Source organism: Bartonella sp. B1099 (genome assembly GCF_944801835.1).
GTDB lineage: Bacteria > Pseudomonadota > Alphaproteobacteria > Rhizobiales > Rhizobiaceae > Bartonella.
The window spans coordinates 265712-289607 of the sequence record NZ_CALYLN010000002.1 but is presented as its reverse complement, the minus strand read 5'-3'; the positions used below and the strand labels follow the sequence as shown (position 1 = coordinate 289607).

Here is a 23896-nt window from a genome sequence, read left to right as displayed (position 1 = left end):
GGAAATTAAAAATGTCCGGTACGAAAATCCATACAACGGCTCTTGTGGAGAAGGGAGCGCAGCTTGGTGAGAATGTACGCGTTGGGCCGTTTTGCCATATTAGTTCAGAGGCTGTTATTGGTGATGAATGTAGTTTGACAAGTCATGTTGTAATAATGGGAAAGACAACGTTAGGCGCCAAGAGTAAAGTCTTTTCTCATGCAGTTTTGGGGGCAGATCCGCAAAATAATAAACATAAAGGGGGAGCTACCACACTTTTTATTGGTAAGAATTGTACGATTCGTGAAGGCGTAACAATGCATAGAGGCTCCGATTCGAGTGTGGGAATGACAGTTGTTGGTGATAATTGTCAATTTTTTTGTTATGCGCATATCGCTCATGATTGTCATGTCGGCAATCATGTAACATTTGCTAATAATGCGATGATTGCTGGTCATGTTACTGTTGGTGATTATGTGATTATCGGTGGTGGTGCTGCTGTTCACCAATTTGTTCGTGTTGGACATCATGCATTTATCGGCGGTGTATCTGCACTGGTGGGTGATCTGATTCCTTATGGAACAGCTGTTGGTGTGCAGGCAAAACTTGCCGGACTCAATATTATTGGCATGAAGCGTGCAGGGCTTGAGCGTCAAGATATTCATGCACTCCGTCATGCGGTTGCCATGCTTTTTGATCATAGCAAGCCCTTTAAAGAGCGTGTTAATGATGTTGCTTCTTTCTATTCTTCTTCTCAGTCGGTTGCTGACGTTGTTAATTTTATTAAAGAAGAAGGAAAGCGTTTTTATTGTACACCAAAATTTGAAGGTGATAGAATAAAAGAACATAAGGATTAAAAATGCCTATGTGGGGTGCCAGAAATTTTCTTTCCGGCCGTACTGCTATTATAGCAGGAAGTGGTGTTCTACCGATTACTGTTGCACAGACTCTTGAGAAGAATGGAGAGAATCCTTTTCTTGTGCTTTTGCATGGTGAGGCAGATTCTGTTCTTTATCGTTATGAACACTGTGAGCTATCAATTGTAGAGTTAGCGCGACTCGTTAAAATCTTGAAAGAAGCTGGAGTTTATAATGTTGTTTTGGCAGGTGGTGTGAAAAAGAGACCACTTCTTACACAATTGCGACTGGACTGGACAACATTTTTAGCTCTTCCTAAGTTAATTGGGGCTTTGAGGAGGGGGGACGATGCGTTATTAAAAGCTTTTATACGGATTATTGAAGCACACGGTTTTTCTGTTATTGGTGCTCACGAAATAGTTCCAGATCTTTTAGCTCCTATAGAATTTAATTTAACAGTACGGCGTGCCACACAGAAAGAGAAGAAGGATATTTTTTTAGCAGCAGAAGCAGCAAAGCTTTTAGGTCAATTGGATATAGGACAAGCCATTGTCGTTGTTCAAGGAAGGGTGGTTGCTCTGGAGGGGGCTGAGGGAACTGATAATATGTTGTGGCGTGTTTGTGAAATGCGAGAAAGAGGGCAAATTCCCCCTCAAGGTGGTGTTCTTGTAAAATGTGCAAAGCCACAGCAGGATAATCGTGTTGATTTGCCATCAATTGGGCCTACAACAATAATGAATATTGCAAAGAGTGGTCTATCTGGTATTGCGGTGGAGGCAAATAGAAGTCTCATATTATCGGTGAAAACAACAATAGAAAAAGCTAACAAATATTCTCTATTTATAGAAACATTTGAAAAGTTTGATCATGAATGATTGTTTCTTAAAAGTTGCTGTGGTTGCAGGTGAGGAATCTGGTGATTTGCTCGGGGCGGATTTAATTTCTTGTTTATCACAACAAATAGGAGGCAACATTCATTTGATAGGTGTTGGGGGACAGCATTTAAAGGCATTAGGTTTAAAAAGCTTTTTTGATTCTCATGATATTGCTTTAATAGGTTTAAAGGAGGTATTGAAAAAATTACCGTTGCTGCTGCTGCATATTCGTAATTTATCCAAATTTATCGCACAAGAGCAACCTGATTGTTTAATTATTATTGATAGTCCTGATTTCACGCATCGTGTTGCAAAAAAGGTCCGCGCTTTAGCACCTTCTATTCCGATTATTAAATATATTGCACCAACCGTTTGGGCATGGAGGCCAGAGCGTGCAAAAGCTATGTGCGGATTTGTTGATCATGTTTTAGCGGTTTTTCCTTTTGAAGAAAAGGTTATGCAGGATTTAGGAGGTCCTTCTACCACCTATGTTGGACATCGTCTTTTGACATATCCTCCTCTTTTGAGAGTTCAGTTAGAAAAAAAGCGCCAAGAAGAACAAAGAAATTTGTGTGGTCAACAAACATCGTCGCCTACATTGGTTATTTTGCCAGGATCACGCAATTTAGAGATTCGTTCTTTAATGCCTATTTTTCAAGAAACAGTAGAGATTCTTATACAACGTATCCCTCATTTACAGATTATTTTACCAACTTTGCCCCATTTGGTGGATAGAATACGTGATTTTGTGCAGGGCTGGAAAAGAAAAGTAGAGATTGTTGTTGGTGAAGATGAAAAATGGCGTGCTTTTGCGCAAGCAGATGTTGCTCTTGCAGCCCATGGAACGGTTTCTCTTGAATTAGCTTTAGCAAAAATTCCTATGGCTCTTTGCTATAAACTTGATCATTTTTCTAAATTATTTATTTTTCCTAAAATGATGTTATGGAGCGCTGCTCTTCCAAATATTATTGCTGATAAGCCGATTATTCCAGAATATTTGAATGAATTGATCCGTCCTGGTATGTTAGCAAGACAGGTAGAACAACTTTTATCTAATCCTTTATTGCGCCAGGCTCAACTCGATGCTTTTGAGATGGTGAAACAGAAAATGAAAACAGAAGTCCCATCGGGGATTGTCGGTGCGCAAAAGATTATCAATCTTTTAAGAAGTAGGGGTAAAATTGTATAAATAAAACAATATTTTGGTGACTAATGTTTAATTTTAGCAAGAAATTCACGGGCACGTTGGCTTTTAGGGTTGGTGAAAAATTTGTCAGAGGCTGTATCTTCAACAATTTTTCCATTTTCTAGAAAGAGTATTCTTTCTGAGACTTTTTTTGCGAAGCCCATTTCATGGGTAACGCAAAGCATTGTAATTCCAGTATCGGCCAATTGAGCGATTACTTCCAAAACTTCTCCCACACTTTCTGGATCAAGAGCTGAAGTGGGTTCATCAAAAAGCATGACTTCAGGTTCCATACAAAGCGCACGAGCAATTGCAACACGCTGTTGTTGTCCACCAGAAAGTTGTAAAGGATATTTTTCACAGTGTTTTTCAATACCTACATGCGTTAAGTAACGAATTGCCCGTTCTTTTGCTTGTTGTTTGGAAAGCCCTTGAACTGTCATAGGGGCTAAAATACAATTTTGTAGAACGCTCATGTGGGGAAATAAATTAAAGTTCTGAAAAACCATTCCTATCTTTCGCAGAACATTTTTTTGCTGTTGTAGAGGAGCAGTATTGATATCAACGTTATGAATACAGATTGAACCTTTTTGTGCTTGTTCTAATTGATTAATACAACGAATTAGCGTTGATTTTCCTGATCCAGATGGTCCACAAATAACGATATGTTCACCAGCTTGAACATCAAAGTTGATATCGTGTAAGACCTGAAAGTCTCCATACCATTTATTGAGGTTTTGAATGGAGATCACAGGGGGGTGATTTGGAGAGATTGATTGATTATTTTTTAAATTCATCTTGTTTTATTCTTTCATTGATGAATAAATTGATTAATGCACCATTTTGATTTGGTAAAGTTTTTTATGATCATTTTATTTTACCGTAAATATCGCGTGAGATGATGTTCGATAAAAACAATAAAACGATGAATGAGTTCAACAATAAAAAGATAGATAAGTGCGGCCCAAACGTAAATTTGGAAGTCGAATGTACGTGAATAAGTGAGTTTAGCAATTCCCATTAAATCATAAACAGTAACAAGTGAGGCAATGGCACTCGATTTAATCATTAAAATCAACTCATTTCCTAGGGGGCGTAATGCCACGATCATTGCTTGTGGAAGAATAACTCTAAAAAATGTGATAGAATTGCTCAGACCTAAAGCTTTTGATGCTTCACGTTGTCCAGTGGTTACGGATAGAAAACTTCCTTTAAAGATTTCAGATTGATAGGCAGCAGAATTGAGTGTGAAAATAAAAAGGCAACAATACCACGCGTTTTGAAAAAACCACCATAGACCAACCTGTTGCCAAAAACTGTTCATTGAACCAAGTCCATAATAAAAAAGGAAGAGTTGGGCTAACAAAGGAGAGCCGCGGAAAAAATAAACATAAGCATTTGCAAAATATTGTAAAAGCATATTTTTTGATAAACGTGCAAAAGCAATAAGCATACCGAGGAAAAAACCAAGAGAACAAGAAATAGAAACAAGCTCAACAGTAACAATAAAGCCATCAATAAATTTTGGCCCATAACGGCTTAAAAGATCAGGATTAAAAAGGAAATAAAGCCACTCAGGAATCATTGACTTGGTACCTTTTTATAGCCTATTTGAGTGTATGTTTCTAAATAGCGTAAGATTGCGGCAAAAAACGCTGAAAATAATAAATAGAGTAAGCAGGAAACAAGATAAAATAGCATGGGTTTATTGGTCGCAGCGACAGCTAAATTCGTTTGTCGCATGAGGTCAACAAGCGCGATAGTTGAAACGAGGGATGTATCTTTCAGTAAAGTAAGCCAATTATTAGAAAGTCCTGGCAAGGCATTTCGGATGAGCTGAGGGAAGACAATACGAAAGAATGTGGTTGAGCGTGAAAGCCCTAAAGCTTTAGCAGCCTCATATTGCCCTTTATCAAAAATGTTGAATGCTCCAAGCCAAACTTCACAAGAAAAAGCGGCAAGAACCATACTCAGAGCAAGAACACCAGCAACAAAAGCATTGATACTAAACATGACTTCAAGATTAAAATAGTCAAAGACATTTTGAATAAGGCTTTGTAATCCGTAGTACACTAAAAACAAGGTTAAAAGTTCTGGGAGCCCACGAAACACCGTTGAAAAAAGACGTGCAATAGCTTTTGCTATCTTAATATCAGATCGAATCATCACAGCATTTAAAAGTCCTAGAGGAAGTCCAAGAAGGCCACAACATAAGGCCAATGACAGTGTCATTCCTGCGCTAGAAAGTATCACCATTCCCCATCCACCATTGCTAAATGATAGCAATGCTAAATTTTCAATCATTCTTGTGTTCCTCATGAAAGAGTTAGATAATGTTTTTAAAAATCAACAGTAGATTTCATTTAAATATCATAGGGATCTTTAATAGACATCGCTTGTAAAATATTTTCTCATAATTTTCTCATAAGTTCCATCCAAACGGATTTCTTTTATTGCTTCATTGAACTTATTTTTAAGATCATTATTGTTTTGACGCAGCGCAATTGCAACAGGAAATTTTGTTTCTTCCAGAGTTCCTAGGAGGAGACAGCAATTTTTTCCTTCATTTTTAAGCCAATTTAATGCTTGTAATTTATCAACAATAATCACATCAAGTCGATGATTTAAAAGGTCACGATTCACTTCTATTGTAGAAGGATAGAGTTTGATTTTTACCTCTTCAGAGGCATAATGATCTTCTGCATAAACAGCTTGTGTTGTATTTGATTGTACACCAAGATTTTTGCCTCTAAAGCTTTGTGACGAGATTTCTTTAATTCCCGAATCTTTGGTAACAATGACAGCCAGTGCTGTATCGTAGTAAGGATCTGTGAAGTCAATTTTTTGTAAACGCTCTTGTGTATGGGAAAGGGAAGCAACGATCGCATCATATTTTTTTGCAATAAGTCCGGGGATCATCCCCTCGAAATCTTGCGTGACAATTGTACACTCAACTTTCATTTTTTTACAAAGGGCATAAGATATATCAATATCAAACCCTTTAAGCTGATTATTTGAGTCAATATAACTAAAGGGAGGATAAGTGCCTTCACTAGCGATTTTTAATGTTTTCGCATCAGCCAATGGGGTGAATAGCGCGGCGCCTATTATAAGAGCTCCTGCGAATAGTTTCATGATAATCTCCTATTGGATAAGCGGGCAAATATGAAATCGTCACGTTTTTATAATCTGTAAGCTTTTCTGGAGCAATGCAAAAATTTATCGCTGTTTATTTTAGATTGTGATGCTGGACATTATTATCAAAAAATTATCTTTTTCATTAATTGAGAGAAGAATAAATATCTCATCGTTGTATGATGCTTAATTTCCATTGAAATGATATGTTTACATCATTTCATAAGTAAAAACTGAAGGCTTTTCTTTAAAAATAAGCTCTTCAATTTGTACATAAAATTAGATTTAGATAAGATAAAAATACAATCTCATTGTTGTCATTGGATTCCATAAACATTTAACTATCAAGAAACAATTAAAAAATTAATTTTTTTGATAGATGTAAATTCTTCTTATGAAAATGCTGAATTTCCACCTATTTTTTCATGCCCAACAAAAAGTTAAAAGACATTTCTTCAAAAGATTCAAATTTAATTGATATCGAATGTAAAATATTTTTTCATTATTTTCTCATAAGTTCCATCCAAATGGATTTCTTTTATTGCTTCATTGAACTTATTTTTAAGATCATTATTGTTTTGACGCAGCGCAATTGCAACAGGAAATTTTGTTTCTTCCAGAGTTCCTAGGAGGAGACAGCAATCTTTTCCTTCATTCTCAAGCCAATTTAATGCCTTTAATTGATCAAAGATGATGATATCAAGTCGGTGGCTTAAAAGATCACGATTCACTTCTATTGCTGTAGGATAAAGTTTGATATTCACGCCTTCAGAGGCATAATGATCCTCCGCATAGGCAGCTTGTGTTGTATTTGATTGTACACCAAGGTTTTTACCCCTAAAGGCTTGTGTTGAGATTTCTGTAATCCCCGAATTTTTGGTCACAATGACAGCCAGTGCTGTGTTGTAATAAGGATCTGTAAAATCAACTTTTTGTAAGCGTTCTTTTGTAGGAGAAAGGGAAGAAACAATAGCATCATATTTCTTGGCTAGAAGGCCAGGAATCATTCCCTCGAAGTCTTGCGTGACAATGGTACATTCAACATTCATTTTTTTACAAAGGGCATAAGATATATCAATATCAAACCCTTTAAGCTCATTATTTGAGTCAATATAACTAAACGGAGGATAAGAAGCATCACTTGCAATTTTCAGCGTTTGAGAATTAGCTGATAAGGTAAACAGTGTTGCGCTTATTATAAGAGCTCTTGCTAATAACTTCATTATGTTCTCCTATTCAATAAGCTGACAAATATGAAACCATGAGGCATTTTTATAATCTGTAAGCTCTTTAGGAGCAACGTAAAAATTTATCTGTCTTCATTTTGCTATCATTACGCTGGATTACAATCAAAAAAATGATTTATTCGTATCAAGTATGGGGGGAGAAGTACGGGAAAGAAGGAAAGTTCTTGTTAATGATGGAATGAATGATAATAGTTTTGTTTAAAATTAATTATCTTTGTAAAAAATTTTAAAGGATGTTTTTAATCATTTACAATAAAGCTCCAGTTTACTGAAGCTTTATTGATTTCTTTCTTTAATTGACACGCTTATCTATAGGAACATAGTCACGCATAGCATAGCCTGTATAGAGTTGTCGAGGACGACCAATTTTTTGTGCAGGATCTTCAATCATTTCTTTCCACTGTGCCACCCACCCGACACTGCGTGCTAATGCAAAAAGAACAGTAAACATTTCGGTTGGAAAGCCTAGAGCTTTTAATGTAATACCGGAATAGAAATCAACATTGGGATAAAGCTTTTTCTCAATAAAGTATTCATCACTTAAGGCAATTTTTTCCAGTTCTATTGCAATATCAAGAAGCGGATCATCTTGAATATTGAGCTCTTTTAAAACTTCATGACAGGTTTTTTGCATGATTTTTGCACGTGGGTCATAATTTTTATAGACTCGGTGACCAAAACCCATAAGGCGGAAAGGATCATTTTTATCTTTTGCACGAGCAATAAATTCAGGAATTCTTTTAATAGAACCGATTTCCTGTAGCATTTTTAGACATGCTTCATTGGCGCCGCCATGTGCTGGTCCCCAAAGGCATGCAACACCTGCAGCAATACAGGCAAACGGATTAGCCCCTGATGATCCAGCAAGACGTACCGTAGATGTAGAAGCATTTTGTTCATGATCGGCATGAAGGATAAAGATTTGATCCATCGCCCGAGCAAGCACAGGATTTGTTTTATATTCTTCACAAGGAACAGCAAAGCACATCCGAAGGAAATTTGCAGCATAACTAAGATCATTGCGAGGATAAACAAATGCTTGTCCAATACTATATTTATAGGCCATAGCAGCAAGTGTTGGAACTTTTGAGATAAGACGAACAGAAGCAATCATTCTCTGGTGAGGATCTGTAATATCAATAGAGTCGTGATAGAAAGCAGACATAGCACCAAGACAGGCAACCATGACAGCCATGGGATGGGAGTCACGACGAAAGCCGTGGAAGAAGCGTGAAAACTGTTCGTGGACCATTGTATGTTGCATGATACATCGATCAAAGTCGTTTTTTTCTTGCTGTGTTGGGAGTTCCCCATAAAGAAGAAGATAACAACTTTCGAGAAAATCACCTTTTTCAGCCAATTGGTCGATAGGATATCCACGATAAAGCAATATCCCTTTATCGCCATCAATATAAGTAATTTTTGATTCACAAGAAGCCGTTGAAGTAAAACCAGGGTCATAAGTAAAAATATTGGTTTTTTTGTAGAGAGAAGAAATTTCGATGACTTCAGGTCCACTCGTGCCTTTACGCAGGGGAAGTTCTACTTTTTTATCATTCACAATAATATGTGCGTTATTCTCAGACATTCGGTATTCCTTTCAGATCCTTCTCTTCTAAAAATTAAGACTCTGCTTCATGAGAGTGCGAGATATATAATAACTGAAGCTTTTCTTACTTATTATTGAGGGTAGATTGCCTCTAAAAATGAGAACATACAATCTCAAAATATTTCCTTATTGATCATTATTACTCAATAAAAACTGTATTTCAATGATAGAAAATAAAAAAACTCTTTTTAGATTGCGTTGAAGTATCTACATGAGATACTCATGTAAGGAGATATCCCAGTATACATTATGAACCTATTGTTGTGATAAGCTGATCATTGATGCGGTGAAGAGATTCATCGCGTCCCAATAAAGTCAGAACATCCAAAACACCTGGCGATGTGGTACACCCTGTAAGAGCTGCACGAAGTGGCTGAGCAATCGATCCAAATTTGAGATTCTGTGTTTGGATATAAGAGCGAAGAGTTTCATCAAGGGCTTTTGTATCCCAAGAGGGACAAGCTTTCAGGGCAAGATAAAGATCGTTTAAAATGGTTTGTCCATTTTTATCCAAAAGCGTCTGTGCCTTTTCATTAAGCTGTAATGGTCTTTGCGTAAAAATGAATGAGGCATTGTCAATCAGTTCGCACAGTGTTTTTGAACGCTCTTTCAAATGTGGGATTGCTTTGAAAAATTGAACACGACGTTGTTCATCAAGTCTTTTAATGATTTGTGCTCCCCCATCGGTTTCTGGTAGAATATCAAGAGCAGCATCAAAAAGTTCTTGATCATTGCTCATGCGCATATAATGTCCGTTGATGGAATCAAGCTTTTTAAGGTCGAAACGAGCAGCGCTTTTGTTAATATCTTCAATATCAAACCAAGAAATCATATCTTTAAGTGACATGAGTTCGTCATCACCATGGCTCCATCCTAAACGGACAAGGTAATTGCGCAAAGCAGCAGGAAGGTATCCCATTGTTCGATAAGCATCAACACCGAGCGCACCATGCCGCTTTGATAATTTTGCACCATTTTCACCATGGATAAGAGGAATATGGGCCATAACAGGAATATCCCAACCCATAGCTTTAAAGATGATCGTTTGTCGGGCTGCATTGGTCAGATGATCATCACCTCGTATGATATGTGTGACACCCATATCGTGATCATCAACGACAACAGCATGCATATAGGTAGGCGAACCATCAGAACGCAAAATAATAAAGTCATCTAAATCTTTATTAGGAAAACGAACATCACCTTGAACACGGTCGTGTACAATCGTTTCTCCATCTTCAGGGGCTTTGATGCGAATAACAGGTTTGACATCTTGAGGCGCTTCAGAAATGTCTCGGTTACGCCAACGTCCATCATAACGAGGAGGGCGTCCTTCTGTACGGGCTTTTTCACGCATTTCAGCTAACTCTTCAGGTGAGGCATAACAATAATATGCTTTGCCATTTTTGACCAACTGTTCGGCGATTTGGCGGTGACGTTCTGCACGTTTAAATTGTGAAATAGGGGAACCATCATAACTAAGCCCCATCCAGTGTAAGCCATCTATAATGGCTTTTACAGCTGCCTCTGTTGAGCGTTCTCGGTCTGTATCTTCAATGCGTAGAAGCATTTTTCCACCGGTATGTTTTGCATAAAGCCAATTAAAAAGAGCAGTACGAGCCCCACCAATATGAAGGAATCCTGTGGGAGAGGGGGCAAAGCGAGTAATAACAGACACGAATATTTTCCTTTAAATTGAGATATTACATATGGAACTTTATAGAAAGGTTATGTTAGCATAGGTGACGGGGTGTGCAATAGCCGCATTGCGAGTAAAATGGGGGGCGGATGTTTAATCAAAGTAAAGTTAAAAAGGGTTTATCCGCAAAATCTGTTATAGAAAGAAAAAACACATGTCAAATAGGGCAGGGTGTTTTTTCTAGCTGTGATGATGCAAAGAATGGCAGTTATAACCAACAAAATCTTTTTTTATTGACGCTCTTAAAAGAAGCAATCATCGTTATTAGAAAATGGTTAGCGGATTGTATCGATAAAGAAGTTTCTTTTGGTATCCTTTTTTCGCTGATTTTAGTCTTTTTTTCTCTAGGAATCATTTTTTATTTTCATTTAGAACAGGAGCCAAGTTGGGAACAATTGGGGGTATTGGTTAGCATCTTTTTGGGAATATTCTATATTGCGCATTTTTATCGAAAAATATGGATTCTCGTGGGATTTTTGTTTTGTATTGTATTGGGAGCTTTGGCGGCAAAAATAGAAACATGGCGTATTGCAACACCCATGTTAAGCAGTGACATTGTCACCACATTGACGGGAAGAATTGTTTCCGTTGAGTCAGTTACCAAAGGGGGATTTCGTTTAATTTTAGATGTTTTGAGTACAGAAAAGCCCATATTACACCATAGTCCTCATCGTGTTCGTTTATCGGCAAGATATTTGCCATCTGGATTAGTAATTGGTGATGGACTGTATGGGAAGGTTAAGCTTCGTGCATTCTCTGGACAGGTGCGTCCAGGAGGTTACGATTTTAGTTTTCATAATTATTTTAAAGGAATTGGGGCGCAAGGCGTTTATTTAGGAAAACCAAGAAAAATATCCATTTCGCAGTCTGATGGAATATTCGCTATCGTTCTACAGAAAATTGAAAATTTACGCATGAAGATGACACAAAGAATCCGTCTAGCCCTTGAAGGAGAAAAGGGAAGTGTTGCGGCAGCTCTCATAACAGGACAGCGTGCTGGTATTTCAAATGAGACAAATGAAGCACTGCGTGTGGCTGGATTAGCCCATATTTTATCCATATCAGGTTTACATATGTCCCTATTGAGCGGCTTAGTTCTTTTGAGTATCCGTAGCTTTTTAGCATTTTTTCCAGTTTTTTCTTCCTATTATTCCAGTAAAAAATTGGCTGCTATCGTTGCATTTATGATAACAGCTTTTTATTTACTCTTGTCGGGCTTAGCAATATCAGCACAAAGAAGTTTTGTGATGATTGCTGTCATGTTGGTTGCTATATTGTGTAATCGCTTAGCTATCACAATGCGTAATTTTTCTATTGCGGGGTTGATAACTCTAGCGATTAGACCCCATGAAATATTAGGTCCTAGCTTTCAAATGTCTTTTTCTGCGACGGCTGCTTTGATTGCTTTTTTTGATTGGTGGAGCAGAAGGTCACTTTTTCGTACAAGAAAAACAACCTCCTCTTATGTTGGAGAAAGAGTGATAAAATTCGCTTTTATATCAATATTTTCAACATGTGCATCTTCGCTTATAGCAGGGAGTGCAAGTGGAATTTATGCTGCTTATCATTTTTCTAATATGGCATCTTTAAGCATTATCAGTAATGCTTTTGCTTTGCCTATCATCTCAATTTTGGTTATCCCTTTCGGATTAATCGCAGTTCTTGCAATGTTAGGAGGATTCGAATGGCTTCCTCTTCAAATTATGGGATTTGGTGTTGATCTTGTGATAAAGATTGCACACGCTGTCAAGACTATTTCTCCTGATTTAAATCCTGGTTTTATGCCGTTGTCTGCGTTAGTTTTATTGAGCATAGGCCTGGTTGGACTGACTTTTTGCAGAACACCCATCAGGCTATTTTTTAATCTTTTTATTGTAGCTGGTATTTCTATTTGTATAATGCATTCACCTATACAATTGATTATAGCAGATAATATGCGCCTCGTGGGTGTTATCCAGGATAAAAAATTATATATTGATCGTTATCATCATTCTAAGTTCACGACATCCATCTGGAAAAAGTCATTTCATTTAAATGAAACAATTAAACCAACAAAGTATGGTCCTTCGTTTCATGGACAATTTATTTGTGATCATTATATATGCACATCCTTATTAGAGAATGGATTAAAAATTATCATTTTACGTGAAAAAATAGATCACTGTATAGAGGCAGATATCCTCATTCAGACATTTGTAATGCAGGATCCAATATGTCACAAGAAGGCAAAAATAATCTTTACGCCTCAACAAGTATTATCACGAGGAAGCGTTATGGTGACTAAAGGCGGGGATATTATTTGGTCTTCGCTAGGGTTTCATAGACCGTGGAATATGCACAGACAGCATTCACAAAAAATCCCATGATTTATCGCATTTTTTTCATATCTGGACACTTGACAAAACAAAAAATAACAGAAGATTTTTCTGGTATATTTTTGCGTTTTTTAAATTGATCAGTTTATCAATTGCATTGTGAATAAGGAAAATACCAACAAATTTTCTCGAAGAAATAAAAAAGATAATTGTTGATTATCCTATTTTATTCTTATCATATATTTCTATAACGGGTAACATCTCTTCAAGAAAAAGATGACGGTTAAGTTTAGATAGATTGAGTTTAAGAGGCTGCCTTTTATTATCATTGTTATTGGTGGCAAGAGTGGTGATAAATGTTGTTTGCGGATAAAAGGTAAAGTCATTCATGGATGTTCAGCAGTTAAAAAAAAGGGCCGCTGTTAAAGCGCTTGAATTTATTGAAGATGATATGCGGCTTGGTATCGGATCTGGTTCAACTGTTAATGAATTCATTCGTCTTCTTGGTGAGCGTGTTGCGGATGGTCTGCGTGTGACCGGTGTTGCGACTTCACGATATTCTGAACAACTCTGTCATAAGTTTGGGGTGCCTGTTAGCACTTTAGAACAGATCCCTGAACTGGATCTGGATATTGATGGAGCAGATGAAATTGGTCCTGAAATGATGCTCATTAAAGGGGGAGGGGGAGCATTGTTATATGAAAAAATTGTCGCATCGGCATCTCGTGCAATGCTTGTCATTGCTGATGAAACAAAGATGGTCAAAAGACTTGGTGCTTTTGCACTACCGATTGAAGTGAATCCATTTGGTATCCATACAACACGCAAAGCCATCGAAAAAGTCGCGGATGATTTAGGACTTTCTGGAGAAATTGCATTGCGAATGAATGGAAAAAATCCTTTTAAAACAGATGGTGGTCATTTTATTCTTGATGCATTTTGGGGATGCATTTTGCAGCCCAAATTATTATCGGATGCGCTTCTTGCCATTCCTGGCGTTGTTGAGCATGGTCTTTTTTTGGGGTTGGCTTCACGTGCAATTGTCGCTATGGCGGATGGTCAAATAAAAGTTTTAGAACCATTTGATTTTTAGAAAAGACATTTACATGATGATATGTTAGCACAATAAAAAAAGATTTTGAGTAGAATAACAAATTTTAAATTATAATTAGCGATTGGGGTAATCATTAAATGAGGATAACATTTTCTTTTCAGCGTTTTTTTGTATATTTTGGTGCAATTGCCATTTTTTTTGTGAATATTGGAATGGTTTATGCACAAGGTGTGAGTGATCAACATTTAGATTCAGCCCGAAAGGCGATTAGGGCCATTCATGCAACGGATCAATTTGATAGTTTTTTACCAAATGCAGTCCATGATTTCAAAAATGAACTGATCAGTGATGATCCGAATTTGGCAACAGCTATTTCTGATATCGTTGATAAGCAGGCGCTTGCTTTAGTTAAAAGGCGCTCTGATCTGGAAAAAGAGATTGCTCATGTGTATGCAAAATATTTTACGCAAAAAGAGCTTGATGCAATCACAGCATTTTATAATTCTGATACCGGTAAAAAGTTTTTGACAGAAGTTCCTAATATTGCACGTGATTCCTATTCTGCATTTGATGTATGGCGTTCTACTCTTATGCAGGATCTTGTAGAAAATGTGAAAAAAGAAATGTCTGAGACACTTAATTTGAATAATTCTACGATGCCTACAAAATCAAAAGCTCAAGAGAATAAAAAATAACTTGATTGATATCATGACAGCAATCAGCAATTTCTGATTTTTTAAAAGCGGCGGTTTTCCCGCCGTTTTTAATATTTTATTAAGAGTCTGTCCTTTTAGACTATTGCTTTATAGAAAAATATTCTTTTAAAAGAAAAAAGACTTTCATTTAATAATAAATGACTTTAGCCTATCGTTGCAAATATATGAGAAGGAATAGTTTGTGGGCTCTTTTGATTTTGATTTATTTGTTATTGGAAGTGGTTCTGGTGGGGTGCGTGCAGCAAGGCTTGCTGGAGGTCTTGGTAAGCGTGTCGCTATAGCAGAAGAATACCGTATAGGGGGGACTTGTGTTATTCGTGGTTGTGTTCCCAAAAAGCTTTATGTTTATGCTTCACAATATGCAAAAGAATTTAAGAAAAGCGTGGGTTTTGGGTGGGAATATGCAGATCCAATTTTTAGCTGGAAAAAGTTGGTTGCAGCCAAAAATAAAGAAATATCAAGATTAGAAGGGCTGTATCGTCAGGGGTTAGAGAATAACAATGTGCATATTTATGAAAGTCGTGCTACTTTTATCAATGATCACACATTAGAGCTTTCTACTACGGGTGAGCGGGTAACTGCGGAAAAAATTTTGATTGCAACGGGGGCAAAAGTTGCACCAAATACGACCATAGAAGGCGCCGATTTTTGTCTGACTTCTAATGAGATTTTTGATCTTGATGAACTCCCAAAATCAATAGTCATTGTTGGTGGAGGGTATATTGGTGTTGAATTTGCTAATATTTTTCATGAGTTAGGTGTAAAAACGACACTCCTTCATCGTGGTGATTTAATTCTTCGTGATTTTGATCACGATTTGCGACAATTGCTTAATGATGCAATGATTGAAAAAGGGATTTCTATTCTCTATGGAGTAACAATTTCTAAAGTGCAGGCGGCAGAAAATTGCTATAATGTTCTTTTATCAAATGGGCAAATGATTAACACGGATCAAGTTATGTTAGCCACAGGGCGTATGCCCAATACAGTGGGTTTAGGACTTGAAAGGGCAGGTATAGAAGTTAATGCGTTTGGTGGTGTTATTGTTGATGATACAATGACCACAAATATCCCTCATATTTGGGCTGTAGGAGATGTAACGGGTCATATTCAATTAACACCTGTTGCGATCCATGATGCAATGTGTTTCGTTAAGACAGCATTTGAAAATATTCCCACAAAACCTCATTATGATTTAATTACAACAGCCGTTTTTTCACAGCCTGAGATTGGAACGGTAGGTCTTTCAGAAGAAGAGGCGATACAGCGTTATAAGCGTCTTGAAATTTATCGTACAGTTTTTCGTCCTATGCGTAATATTCTCTCCGGTAGCTTAGAGAAAATGTTTATGAAGCTCATTGTTGATGGTGAAAGCCGTATTGTTGTCGGCGCTCATATTTTAGGAGAAAACGCTGGTGAGATGGCACAACTTATTGGAATATCTCTCAAGGGTAAGCTGACGAAGGATATTTTTGATGAAACGATGGCGGTGCATCCAACGATGGCAGAAGAATTAGTAACGATGTATAAACCAAGTTATATATATGAAAATGGGAAGAAAATAGAGAATTAAACAATACCCCATAGTGTGGTAAAAAGTTTTTTATATGCTAAGCTGGAAGCTTAATTTTTTAGAGAGAGTGTAATGATAAAAGAATGGGCGCCTGACTCTTGGAGAAAAAGGCCAATTAAGCAAGTTCCGACTTATCCGGATAAGTCTATGTTAGAAGATGTCGAACGAAAGCTGAGAAGTTATCCACCTTTGGTTTTTGCTGGTGAAGCACGTGATTTAAAAAATGAATTAGCGGCTGTTGCGAAAGGCAGGGCTTTTTTATTGCAAGGTGGTGATTGTGCTGAAAGCTTTGCAGAACATGAAGCTGATAATATTCGTGACTTTTTTCGTGTATTTTTGCAAATGGCGATTGTTTTAACCTTTGGGAGTTCTAAACCCGTTGTTAAAATTGGTCGTATTGCGGGGCAATTTGCAAAGCCCCGCTCTTCTGATATTGAAAGCAGAGAAGGCATTGAATTGCCTGTTTATCGGGGGGATATTATCAATGGCATTGAATTTGGAGCCGATTCTCGTATTCCAGATCCGCAACGGATGTCTATGGCTTATCGCCAATCTGCAGCAACCCTTAATCTCTTGCGTGCTTTTTCACAAGGGGGGTATGCTAATTTAGAAAATGTTCACGCATGGATGTTGAGTTTCGTTTCTAACAGTCCACAGGGGGAACGTTATGAATTATTGGCAGAACGTATTTCTGAAGCAATTGATTTTATGCGTTCCATAGGGATTACATCCAAAACGCATTCTTCGTTGCGTGAAACATCTTTTTATACCAGTCACGAAGCGCTTTTGCTTGGTTATGAAGAGGCTTTGACTCGGATTGATTCAACTTCAGGACATTGGTATGCAACATCTGGCCATATGTTATGGATTGGTGACCGCACACGTCAAATTGATCATGCTCACGTTGAATATTGTCGCGGCGTTAAAAATCCTATAGGATTAAAGTGTGGTCCTTCCATTGAGCCTGATGAGCTTTTAAAATTAATTGATATTTTAAATCCTGAAAACGAACTGGGGCGGCTTACTCTTATTACGCGCTTTGGTTACGATAAGGTTGAAAATTATCTGCCTAAACTCATTCGTGCTGTTGAACGCGAGAAGCGAGAGGTTATATGGTCATGTGATCCAATGCATGGCAATACAATTACTGCCAATGGTTATAAGACGCGCCCCTTTGATTATGTTTTAAAAGAAGTAGAGAATTTTTTTGCAGTGCATCGTGGAGAGGGAACCTATCCAGGAGGCATTCATATTGAGATGACTGGTCGTGATGTAACGGAATGTACGGGTGGGGCGCATGCTATTTCTGTCGATGACTTATCTGATCGTTATCATACGCAATGTGATCCACGATTAAATGCAGATCAAGCGTTAGAGTTAGCTTTTCTTGTTGCTGAACTCCTTAAAAAAAATCGTGCGACTGACCCGTTAGCACTTGTTGCTGGAAGGTAAACGAAAACTTGTCTGACATTTTTTATTTTAGACTATTATGGACGAAAAGAAGTTTTAAAAAGTAATATTTCCAATGGTGAAGAATAAAATTGTGGTTGCCAAACTGATGAAGTGATACAAAGGCTTATGAAAAATGATTTTCGGGTAGCAGTCGCCCAATTAAATCCTATTGTCGGTGATATTGAGGGGAATTTTTCTCTAGCTGTCATGGCGCATCAAAAGGCTAAAGAAGAGGGGGCTGATCTTGTTTTATTCACAGAGCTTTTTATAAGCGCTTATCCGCCGGAAGATCTTGTTTTAAAACCTGCTTTTACAAAAACATGTGAAGAGGCTATTGAGAAATTAGCAAAAACAACTGTAAGCGGACCAGGAATTGTCATTGGTCTTCCTTTAAGGCGTAATGGCAATATTTACAACGGCGTCATGCTCCTTGATGAAGGACGAGTCATCGCGGAAAGCTTTAAGTTTGATTTACCTAATTACGCTGAATTTGATGAAAAGCGTCTATTTTCTTCCGGATCACGACCTGAGCCTATTATTTATCATGGGATAAAATTGGGAATAGTCATTTGTGAAGATATTTGGAATGATTTCTCTCTTAGTACAGAGCTTAAAGATAAAGGCGCTGAAATTATTCTGGTCCTTAACGGATCTCCTTACTATCGTAATAAAACCTTAAAACGTATAGACGTTGTTCATACGCAAGCACTTCAATCTGGAGTGCCAATTATCTATGCTAACCAAGTTGGTGGTCAAGATGAGCTAGTTTTTGATGGAGGATCTTTTGCCTTGAATGGACAAGGTCAAAAGGTGTTTCAAATGAAACACTTTGACAGCCATCTTGCTGTGAGTCATTGGCAACGAACAACGACAGGGTGGCACTGTGTTTCAGGTCCGAAGGAAAGTCTTCTCAATGGATTAGCCGCTGATTATCAAGCTTGTGTTTTAGGTTTGAAAGATTACGTTAATAAAAACGGTTTTAAGGATGTTATTCTTGGTCTTTCAGGAGGAATTGATTCAGCTCTTTGTACGGCAATGGCGGTGGATGCTCTTGGTGCTGAGAGGGTTCGTACCCTTATGATGCCCTATCATTATACTTCGCAAGAATCATTAAACGATGCCAAAGAATGTGTCGACCTTTTGGGATGTCACTATGAAATCATACCGATTGAGCAAGCTGTTGAGGCTTTTTTGAATATAGTATCGCCTCTTTTTTTAGGCTTACCTTCTGATGTGACGGAAGAAAATCTTCAAAGTCGTATACGCGGTACACTTTTAATGGCTCTTTCAAATAAATTTGGTTCGATGGTAGTAACGACAGGCAATAAGTCGGAAATGGCTGTGGGATATGCAACACTTTATGGAGATATGAATGGTGGGTTTAATCCTCTTAAAGATATTTATAAAATGCAAGTTTATGCATTAGCTGAGTGGCGCAATAAAAATCACTTGCATCATTTAAAGGGACCAGAAGGAATTGTCATACCACCCAATATTATAGAAAAAGCACCTTCTGCAGAGCTGCGGGAAAATCAAAAAGATGAAGATTCTCTGCCCCCTTATCCTATTCTAGATGATATTTTGCAATCTCTTGTGGAAAATGACATGAGTATTTGTGATGTTGTTCAACGTGGGCATGTACGAGAAACTGTTGAGAAAATTGAACAGCTTCTTTATGGTGCTGAATATAAAAGGCGACAATCTGCACCCGGTGTAAAAATCAGTTACAAGAATTTCGGACGCGATCGTCGTTATCCTATTGTTAATTATTTTCGCGATAAAAATTGAGTATTCTTTTATGGTTAAAGTTCGTTTTGCTCCCTCTCCAACAGGTTATATTCATATTGGCAATATCCGTATTGCGCTTTTTAATTGGCTTTATGCACGGGCGCATAAGGGAGAATTTATTTTGCGCTATGATGATACAGATATTGCGCGTTCTAAACAGGAATATATCGATGCTATTGCTGTTGATCTTGAATGGCTTGGTATTCAACCAGATGCAATTTATTACCAATCTAAACGATTTAATCGATATGATGAAGTGGCAGAAATCCTCAAACAACGTGGTTTACTTTATCCCTGTTATGAAACAGCGGAAGAATTAGAGCGGCGTCGTAAAATAAAGCTTTCACGCAAACTGCCTCCCATTTATGATCGTGCAGCATTAAAGTTGACAGCAGAAGAGAAAAAAAACTTTGAATCACAAGGTCGTAAACCCCATTGGCGTTTTCTTCTCCCTAATTTTGAAAATAATCCTTTGCAAACAAAGCGAACAGAGGTTTGCTGGAATGATGCCGTAAAGGGAAAGCAAACCATTGATTTGGCTTCTCTTTCAGATCCTGTTCTTATTCGTGAAGATGGAACCTATCTTTATACATTACCGTCTGTTGTGGATGATGTCGATATGGCCATTACACATATTATTCGTGGCGATGATCATATTACAAATACAGGTGCTCAGATTGCTCTTTTTAAAGCTCTGGGTGCAGAATTACCGGTTTTTGGTCATATCAATTTATTGGCGACAATTTTAGGAAAAGGACTTTCAAAACGTAACAATGATCTTTCTATTCGTTCTCTACGGGAAGAAGGATTTGAATCGATAGCTGTTCAGTGTCTTGCTGTTTTGATTGGAACATCACAAAATGTGCATCCCTATCCCCATCAAGCAGCGCTTTTAGAACATTTTAATTTACAAGATACATCAAAGTCGGTTGCAAAATTTGATATTGCAGATCTTTGTACTTTGAATAGTCATCTTGTTCATGAACTAAATTATGAGGACGTTAAAATACGCCTTCAAAATCTTTCTATTAAAGGAGAAAAGGCGGAATATTTCTGGAATGCGATAAAAAGCAATATTGATAAAGTCAATGATGCAGTCTTGTGGTGGAAAATCATTCATGATGAAAAGAGTTTTGATACCGTGGCACTAGAAGACCGTGAATTTGTACAGCAGTCACTCAATTTCTTACCTGAAGGTGTATTGAAGGATGAAAGTTGGCAAATTTGGACGACAGCATTAAAAGAAAATACGGGGCGGAAAGGAAAGTCTTTATTTATGCCATTACGTCAAGCACTTACGGGCATGGATCATGGACCTGAAATGGGAAAGTTTTTACAGCTTTTAGGGCGCGAAAAGGTCATAGAAAGACTCTCTAAATAATTAAGAGAAACTTTTTTAAACGCATTTTTTATTTATTGTACGCTTAGAGAGAATGAAGTAGAGGGCTACCTACGCGTTTTTATAAGCATGAATGCCGGAATATCATCACCGAATCCAAGAGGCGCGTAATTCTTATTTTTTCGTGAGTGTTGTTGCTCGGATGGATTTTCTTTACGTTTCACATTTTTGATATAATCTACTTTCTTCTCTTTTACAGTTTTTTTAGGAGGGGCAAGAGGCTCTTTGGCAGCAGTTTTCTTTGATGATTGTGAAGATTTTTTCTTTACAACAATATCTTCTGTTTGATCATCGGTTATTAAAGTCGAAAGATCTCCATTGAGCCATTCAATTTTTTCACTGCTTATTTCTTCAATGGCGTTGATATATTTTTGATCATCTTTTGTTACGATTGTAAAAGCTTTTCCACGACGATTTGCACGCCCTGTACGACCAATTCGATGGATATAGTCTTCAGCATGTGTAGGAACATCATAATTAAACACATGACTTACCGCTGGGATATCAAGTCCACGGGCAGCAACATCAGAAGCAACCAGAAGCGTAAGTTTATTACTCTTAAAGTCGGCTAAGGTATTCATGCGTGAATATTGGTCCATATCTCCATGAAGTGCGCCTACATTAAAGTTATGTTTGATGAGTGATCTAAAAAGTTCAGAGATATCTCTCTTTCGATTACAGAAAATAATAGCATTTTGAAGCTTAGAACCTTCATTTTGGATAAGCTCTCGTAAAACCGCTCTTTTATCCCATGATTTATTTCCAGATTTGACAAGTCGTTGTGTAATTGTGGTCGCTGTTGAGGATGCTTTTGTAACTTCAACGGATACAGGGGAATGTAAAAATTGTTTTGTTAACTTTGTAATTTCTGGTGCCATTGTTGCAGAAAAGAACAAAGTTTGACGTGTGAAAGGGGTTAGTTTACAGATACGTTCAATATCAGGAATAAAGCCCATATCCAACATGCGATCAGCTTCATCAATAACAAGGATTTCAACGCCCATCAGGAGTAATTTACCACGCTCGAAATGATCAAGAAGACGCCCTGGTGTTGCGATAAGAACATCCGCTCCTCGTTCCAGTTTACGATCTTGATGTTCAAAAGAAACTCCACCAATCAAAAGAGCAACATTTAAACGGTGATTTATTCCGTATTTATCGAAATTTTCTTCAACTTGAGCTGCGATTTCCCGTGTTGGTTCTAAGATGAGTGTACGGGGCATTCGTGCTCTTGCACGACCTTTTTCAAGGAGAGTGAGCATAGGCAATACGAAAGAGGCGGTTTTACCCGTTCCTGTTTGAGCGATTCCTAGAACGTCTTTTCTTTGAAGGACATGAGGAATTGTTTCACTTTGAATAGGTGTTGGAACTGTATATCCTGCTGATTTTACTGCATTAACAACCTTTGCGGAAAGACCTAAATCATCAAAACTATTCAAAGATGGTATCATTTTTTTATCAATTGCTTTGTGTTTTTAACTTCGCTATTTCAATGATAAGTACAACTCATGTTTTCTACTTTTAAAGAGCGTTAAAATACTTTTATAAAAAAGCCAACTATAACAATCATATACACATCAAACGCATAATACAATCATTAATAGCGAAATTGTTCTGATAAAATGCGCTCATCCCATGAATGATTTGAGTCAAAAAGAATTGAAGCGGTTACTTCTGTTGCCATTGAAATAGTCACTGAATAGACAGATTTAACCTCAACATTATCCGCAGCAACATTGACAGGGCGTTTGTCAGGTTCGAGCATATCAAAACGCACTGTTACTGTATTGGGGAGCAGTGCCCCATGCCAACGTCTTGGGCGAAAAGGGCTAACAGGGGTGAGGGCCATAAGGGGGGCCATAAGGGGGAGAATAGGTCCTTGTGCTGATAAATTATAGGCAGTTGATCCTGCTGGTGTCGCGACGAGGATACCATCACAACTTAACTGTTCCATGCGTATGTTGTTATCAATGGTGATGCGAATTTTTGCTGCTTGATAAGATTGCCGAAAGAGGGATACTTCATTAATTGCAAGTGCCTCGATAGATTCTTGATATTCAGCTTTTGCAATCATGCGTAAGGGATGAATTTCTTTTTTATGGGCGACAGCAATACGATTGGGCAATTTTTTTTCATGAAATTCATTCATAAGAAATCCTACAGAACCTTGATTCATACCGTAAATAGGTTTTCCAGTGTTCATAACATCTCGTACGGTTTGTAACATTGTTCCATCACCACCGATTGCAACAACAATATCAGTTTCTTCCAGAGAAGAATGACCGTAGACGGAAATTAATTTCTGGGTAGCTTTGAGAGCTTCCTCAGTTTCTGCGGAAATAAAATGAAAGCGACTTGGTAATGTAGTCATTTAAGAATTATCCTGATACTTATAATTTATCTTGTAACTTATTTTTTGAGAGTTTTGAAGTTGTAATCAAAGCTCTCTTTATAATAAAAAGAGTATTGAAGACAAAAAGAGAAGCTCTTTCAAGATAAAGTCTCATTGTAGAAAAGAAAGAAGATTGCGTTTTTTGATAATTTACAAATAAGTAATTTTTTTATGAGAATGATCATTTAAACATTGAAGCTGGGCGTATGATTAGTTAAAAGACCACAACTGATTTTGATAATCGGTATGAAGCACCCGTAGCTCAGCTGGATAGAGCGCTGCCCTCCGAAGGCAGAGGTCACAGATTCGAATTCTGTCGGGTGCACCAAATGCCTCAACTTGTTTTGATATCATCCTCAATAACAATCTTAGCTAAAAAGAAGCAAATTTCTTCATTAATCGTCTTGATATTGTTGATGTTGTGGCCGTGTTTAAGGTTTTTTTTGCTTTTTTACGCAACGCCAATCCCCTATGCCGGACAATTTGGAGCCGAACTAGCCCTTTATTACCACTGGTCGGCTTTAGAGATCAATCAGATGGATTGGCTGGAAGTGATTTCCTATCGCGAAGAATTAGTGCGCTTGAAAGCCCAAGAATATGAAAGCCAAATGTTAGGATAA

The 23896-nt window shown here is 37.6% G+C and carries 20 protein-coding genes and 1 tRNA gene; 12 read left to right on the top strand and 9 right to left on the bottom strand.

Translation table 11 applies throughout. The features are described from left to right. Positions 1 to 11: 11 nt before the first annotated feature. From lpxA to lpxB, 3 genes are read left to right on the top strand one after another with little or no spacing between them, the layout of a single operon-like run. Positions 12 to 836 (top strand): acyl-ACP--UDP-N-acetylglucosamine O-acyltransferase, encoded by an 825-nt coding sequence (gene lpxA, locus NNJ73_RS07710; protein WP_254493552.1) that lies wholly within the window; start codon positions 12 to 14, stop codon positions 834 to 836. 2 nt (positions 837 to 838) lie between these two features. Further along, a complete protein-coding gene (locus NNJ73_RS07705; RefSeq protein WP_254493551.1) occupies positions 839 to 1711 on the top strand; it encodes an LpxI family protein in 873 nt (290 codons plus the stop codon). Beyond that, the gene (gene lpxB / locus NNJ73_RS07700; protein ID WP_254493550.1) at positions 1704 to 2900 is read left to right on the top strand and encodes a lipid-A-disaccharide synthase; all 1197 of its coding nucleotides are present in this window, start codon (positions 1704 to 1706) and stop codon (positions 2898 to 2900) included. Before NNJ73_RS07705 ends, lpxB begins: the two co-directional genes overlap by 8 nt. A gap of 20 nt (positions 2901 to 2920) precedes the next feature. On the opposite strand, the gene NNJ73_RS07695 is transcribed toward lpxB, so the two are convergent. The 7 genes from NNJ73_RS07695 to gltX (NNJ73_RS07665) form a co-directional block, all read right to left on the bottom strand. After that, positions 2921 to 3694, bottom strand: coding sequence for an amino acid ABC transporter ATP-binding protein (locus NNJ73_RS07695; RefSeq protein WP_305883333.1), 774 nt, complete (start codon positions 3692 to 3694; stop codon positions 2921 to 2923). 80 nt (positions 3695 to 3774) lie between these two features. Further along, positions 3775 to 4482, bottom strand: coding sequence for an ABC transporter permease (locus NNJ73_RS07690; RefSeq protein WP_254493549.1), 708 nt, complete (start codon positions 4480 to 4482; stop codon positions 3775 to 3777). After that, the gene (locus tag NNJ73_RS07685; protein WP_254493548.1) at positions 4479 to 5201 is read right to left on the bottom strand and encodes an ABC transporter permease; all 723 of its coding nucleotides are present in this window, start codon (positions 5199 to 5201) and stop codon (positions 4479 to 4481) included. Before NNJ73_RS07685 ends, NNJ73_RS07690 begins: the two co-directional genes overlap by 4 nt. A 78-nt stretch (positions 5202 to 5279) precedes the next feature. Then, on the bottom strand, positions 5280 to 6032 hold the full coding sequence (locus tag NNJ73_RS07680) for a transporter substrate-binding domain-containing protein (RefSeq protein WP_254493547.1): 753 nt from the start codon (positions 6030 to 6032) through the stop codon (positions 5280 to 5282). Positions 6033 to 6502: 470 nt separating this feature from the next. After that, positions 6503 to 7255, bottom strand: a complete 753-nt coding sequence (locus NNJ73_RS07675) for a transporter substrate-binding domain-containing protein (RefSeq protein ID WP_254493546.1) — start codon at positions 7253 to 7255, stop codon at positions 6503 to 6505. Positions 7256 to 7571: 316 nt separating this feature from the next. Next, complete coding sequence (gltA, locus tag NNJ73_RS07670) at positions 7572 to 8867, bottom strand: citrate synthase (protein ID WP_254493545.1); 1296 nt, start codon at positions 8865 to 8867, stop codon at positions 7572 to 7574. 268 nt (positions 8868 to 9135) lie between these two features. Continuing rightward, a complete protein-coding gene (gene gltX / locus NNJ73_RS07665; protein WP_254493544.1) occupies positions 9136 to 10566 on the bottom strand; it encodes a glutamate--tRNA ligase in 1431 nt (476 codons plus the stop codon). Between the two features lie 110 nt (positions 10567 to 10676). On the opposite strand from gltX (NNJ73_RS07665), the gene NNJ73_RS07660 reads away from it, so the two are divergent. The 7 genes from NNJ73_RS07660 to gltX (NNJ73_RS07630) all read left to right on the top strand — a co-directional run bounded on the left by NNJ73_RS07660 (position 10677) and on the right by gltX (NNJ73_RS07630) (position 20866). Next, a complete protein-coding gene (locus NNJ73_RS07660; RefSeq protein WP_254493543.1) occupies positions 10677 to 12953 on the top strand; it encodes a ComEC/Rec2 family competence protein in 2277 nt (758 codons plus the stop codon). A gap of 337 nt (positions 12954 to 13290) precedes the next feature. Beyond that, the gene (rpiA, locus tag NNJ73_RS07655; protein WP_254493542.1) at positions 13291 to 13995 is read left to right on the top strand and encodes a ribose-5-phosphate isomerase RpiA; all 705 of its coding nucleotides are present in this window, start codon (positions 13291 to 13293) and stop codon (positions 13993 to 13995) included. 98 nt (positions 13996 to 14093) lie between these two features. Continuing rightward, on the top strand, positions 14094 to 14651 hold the full coding sequence (locus tag NNJ73_RS07650; RefSeq protein WP_254493541.1) for a DUF2059 domain-containing protein: 558 nt from the start codon (positions 14094 to 14096) through the stop codon (positions 14649 to 14651). A 202-nt stretch (positions 14652 to 14853) separates the two neighbouring features. After that, positions 14854 to 16245: a glutathione-disulfide reductase gene (gene gor, locus NNJ73_RS07645; RefSeq protein WP_254493540.1), complete on the top strand. Its 1392-nt coding sequence runs from the start codon at positions 14854 to 14856 to the stop codon at positions 16243 to 16245. A gap of 72 nt (positions 16246 to 16317) precedes the next feature. After that, positions 16318 to 17697: a class II 3-deoxy-7-phosphoheptulonate synthase gene (locus NNJ73_RS07640; protein WP_254493539.1), complete on the top strand. Its 1380-nt coding sequence runs from the start codon at positions 16318 to 16320 to the stop codon at positions 17695 to 17697. 126 nt (positions 17698 to 17823) lie between these two features. Next, positions 17824 to 19485 (top strand): NAD+ synthase, encoded by a 1662-nt coding sequence (locus NNJ73_RS07635; RefSeq protein ID WP_254493538.1) that lies wholly within the window; start codon positions 17824 to 17826, stop codon positions 19483 to 19485. A 10-nt stretch (positions 19486 to 19495) separates the two neighbouring features. After that, positions 19496 to 20866, top strand: coding sequence for a glutamate--tRNA ligase (gene gltX, locus NNJ73_RS07630; protein ID WP_254493537.1), 1371 nt, complete (start codon positions 19496 to 19498; stop codon positions 20864 to 20866). 65 nt (positions 20867 to 20931) lie between these two features. Here the strand turns inward: gltX (NNJ73_RS07630) and NNJ73_RS07625 are convergent, their stop codons facing one another. Together NNJ73_RS07625 and NNJ73_RS07620 are read right to left on the bottom strand one after the other, a co-directional pair. After that, entirely contained in the window at positions 20932 to 22335 is a 1404-nt protein-coding gene (locus NNJ73_RS07625; protein ID WP_254493536.1) for a DEAD/DEAH box helicase, read from the bottom strand. A gap of 146 nt (positions 22336 to 22481) precedes the next feature. Then, positions 22482 to 23255 carry an NAD kinase gene (locus NNJ73_RS07620; protein ID WP_254493535.1) on the bottom strand — a complete coding sequence of 258 codons (774 nt, stop codon included), beginning with the start codon at positions 23253 to 23255 and terminating at the stop codon, positions 22482 to 22484. Between the two features lie 272 nt (positions 23256 to 23527). Between NNJ73_RS07620 and NNJ73_RS07615 the strand changes: the two genes are divergently transcribed. Both NNJ73_RS07615 and NNJ73_RS07610 read left to right on the top strand, forming a co-directional pair. Next, positions 23528 to 23604: transfer RNA gene (locus NNJ73_RS07615), tRNA-Arg, on the top strand. A 115-nt stretch (positions 23605 to 23719) separates the two neighbouring features. Further along, on the top strand, positions 23720 to 23896 hold the full coding sequence (locus tag NNJ73_RS07610) for a hypothetical protein (protein WP_254493534.1): 177 nt from the start codon (positions 23720 to 23722) through the stop codon (positions 23894 to 23896).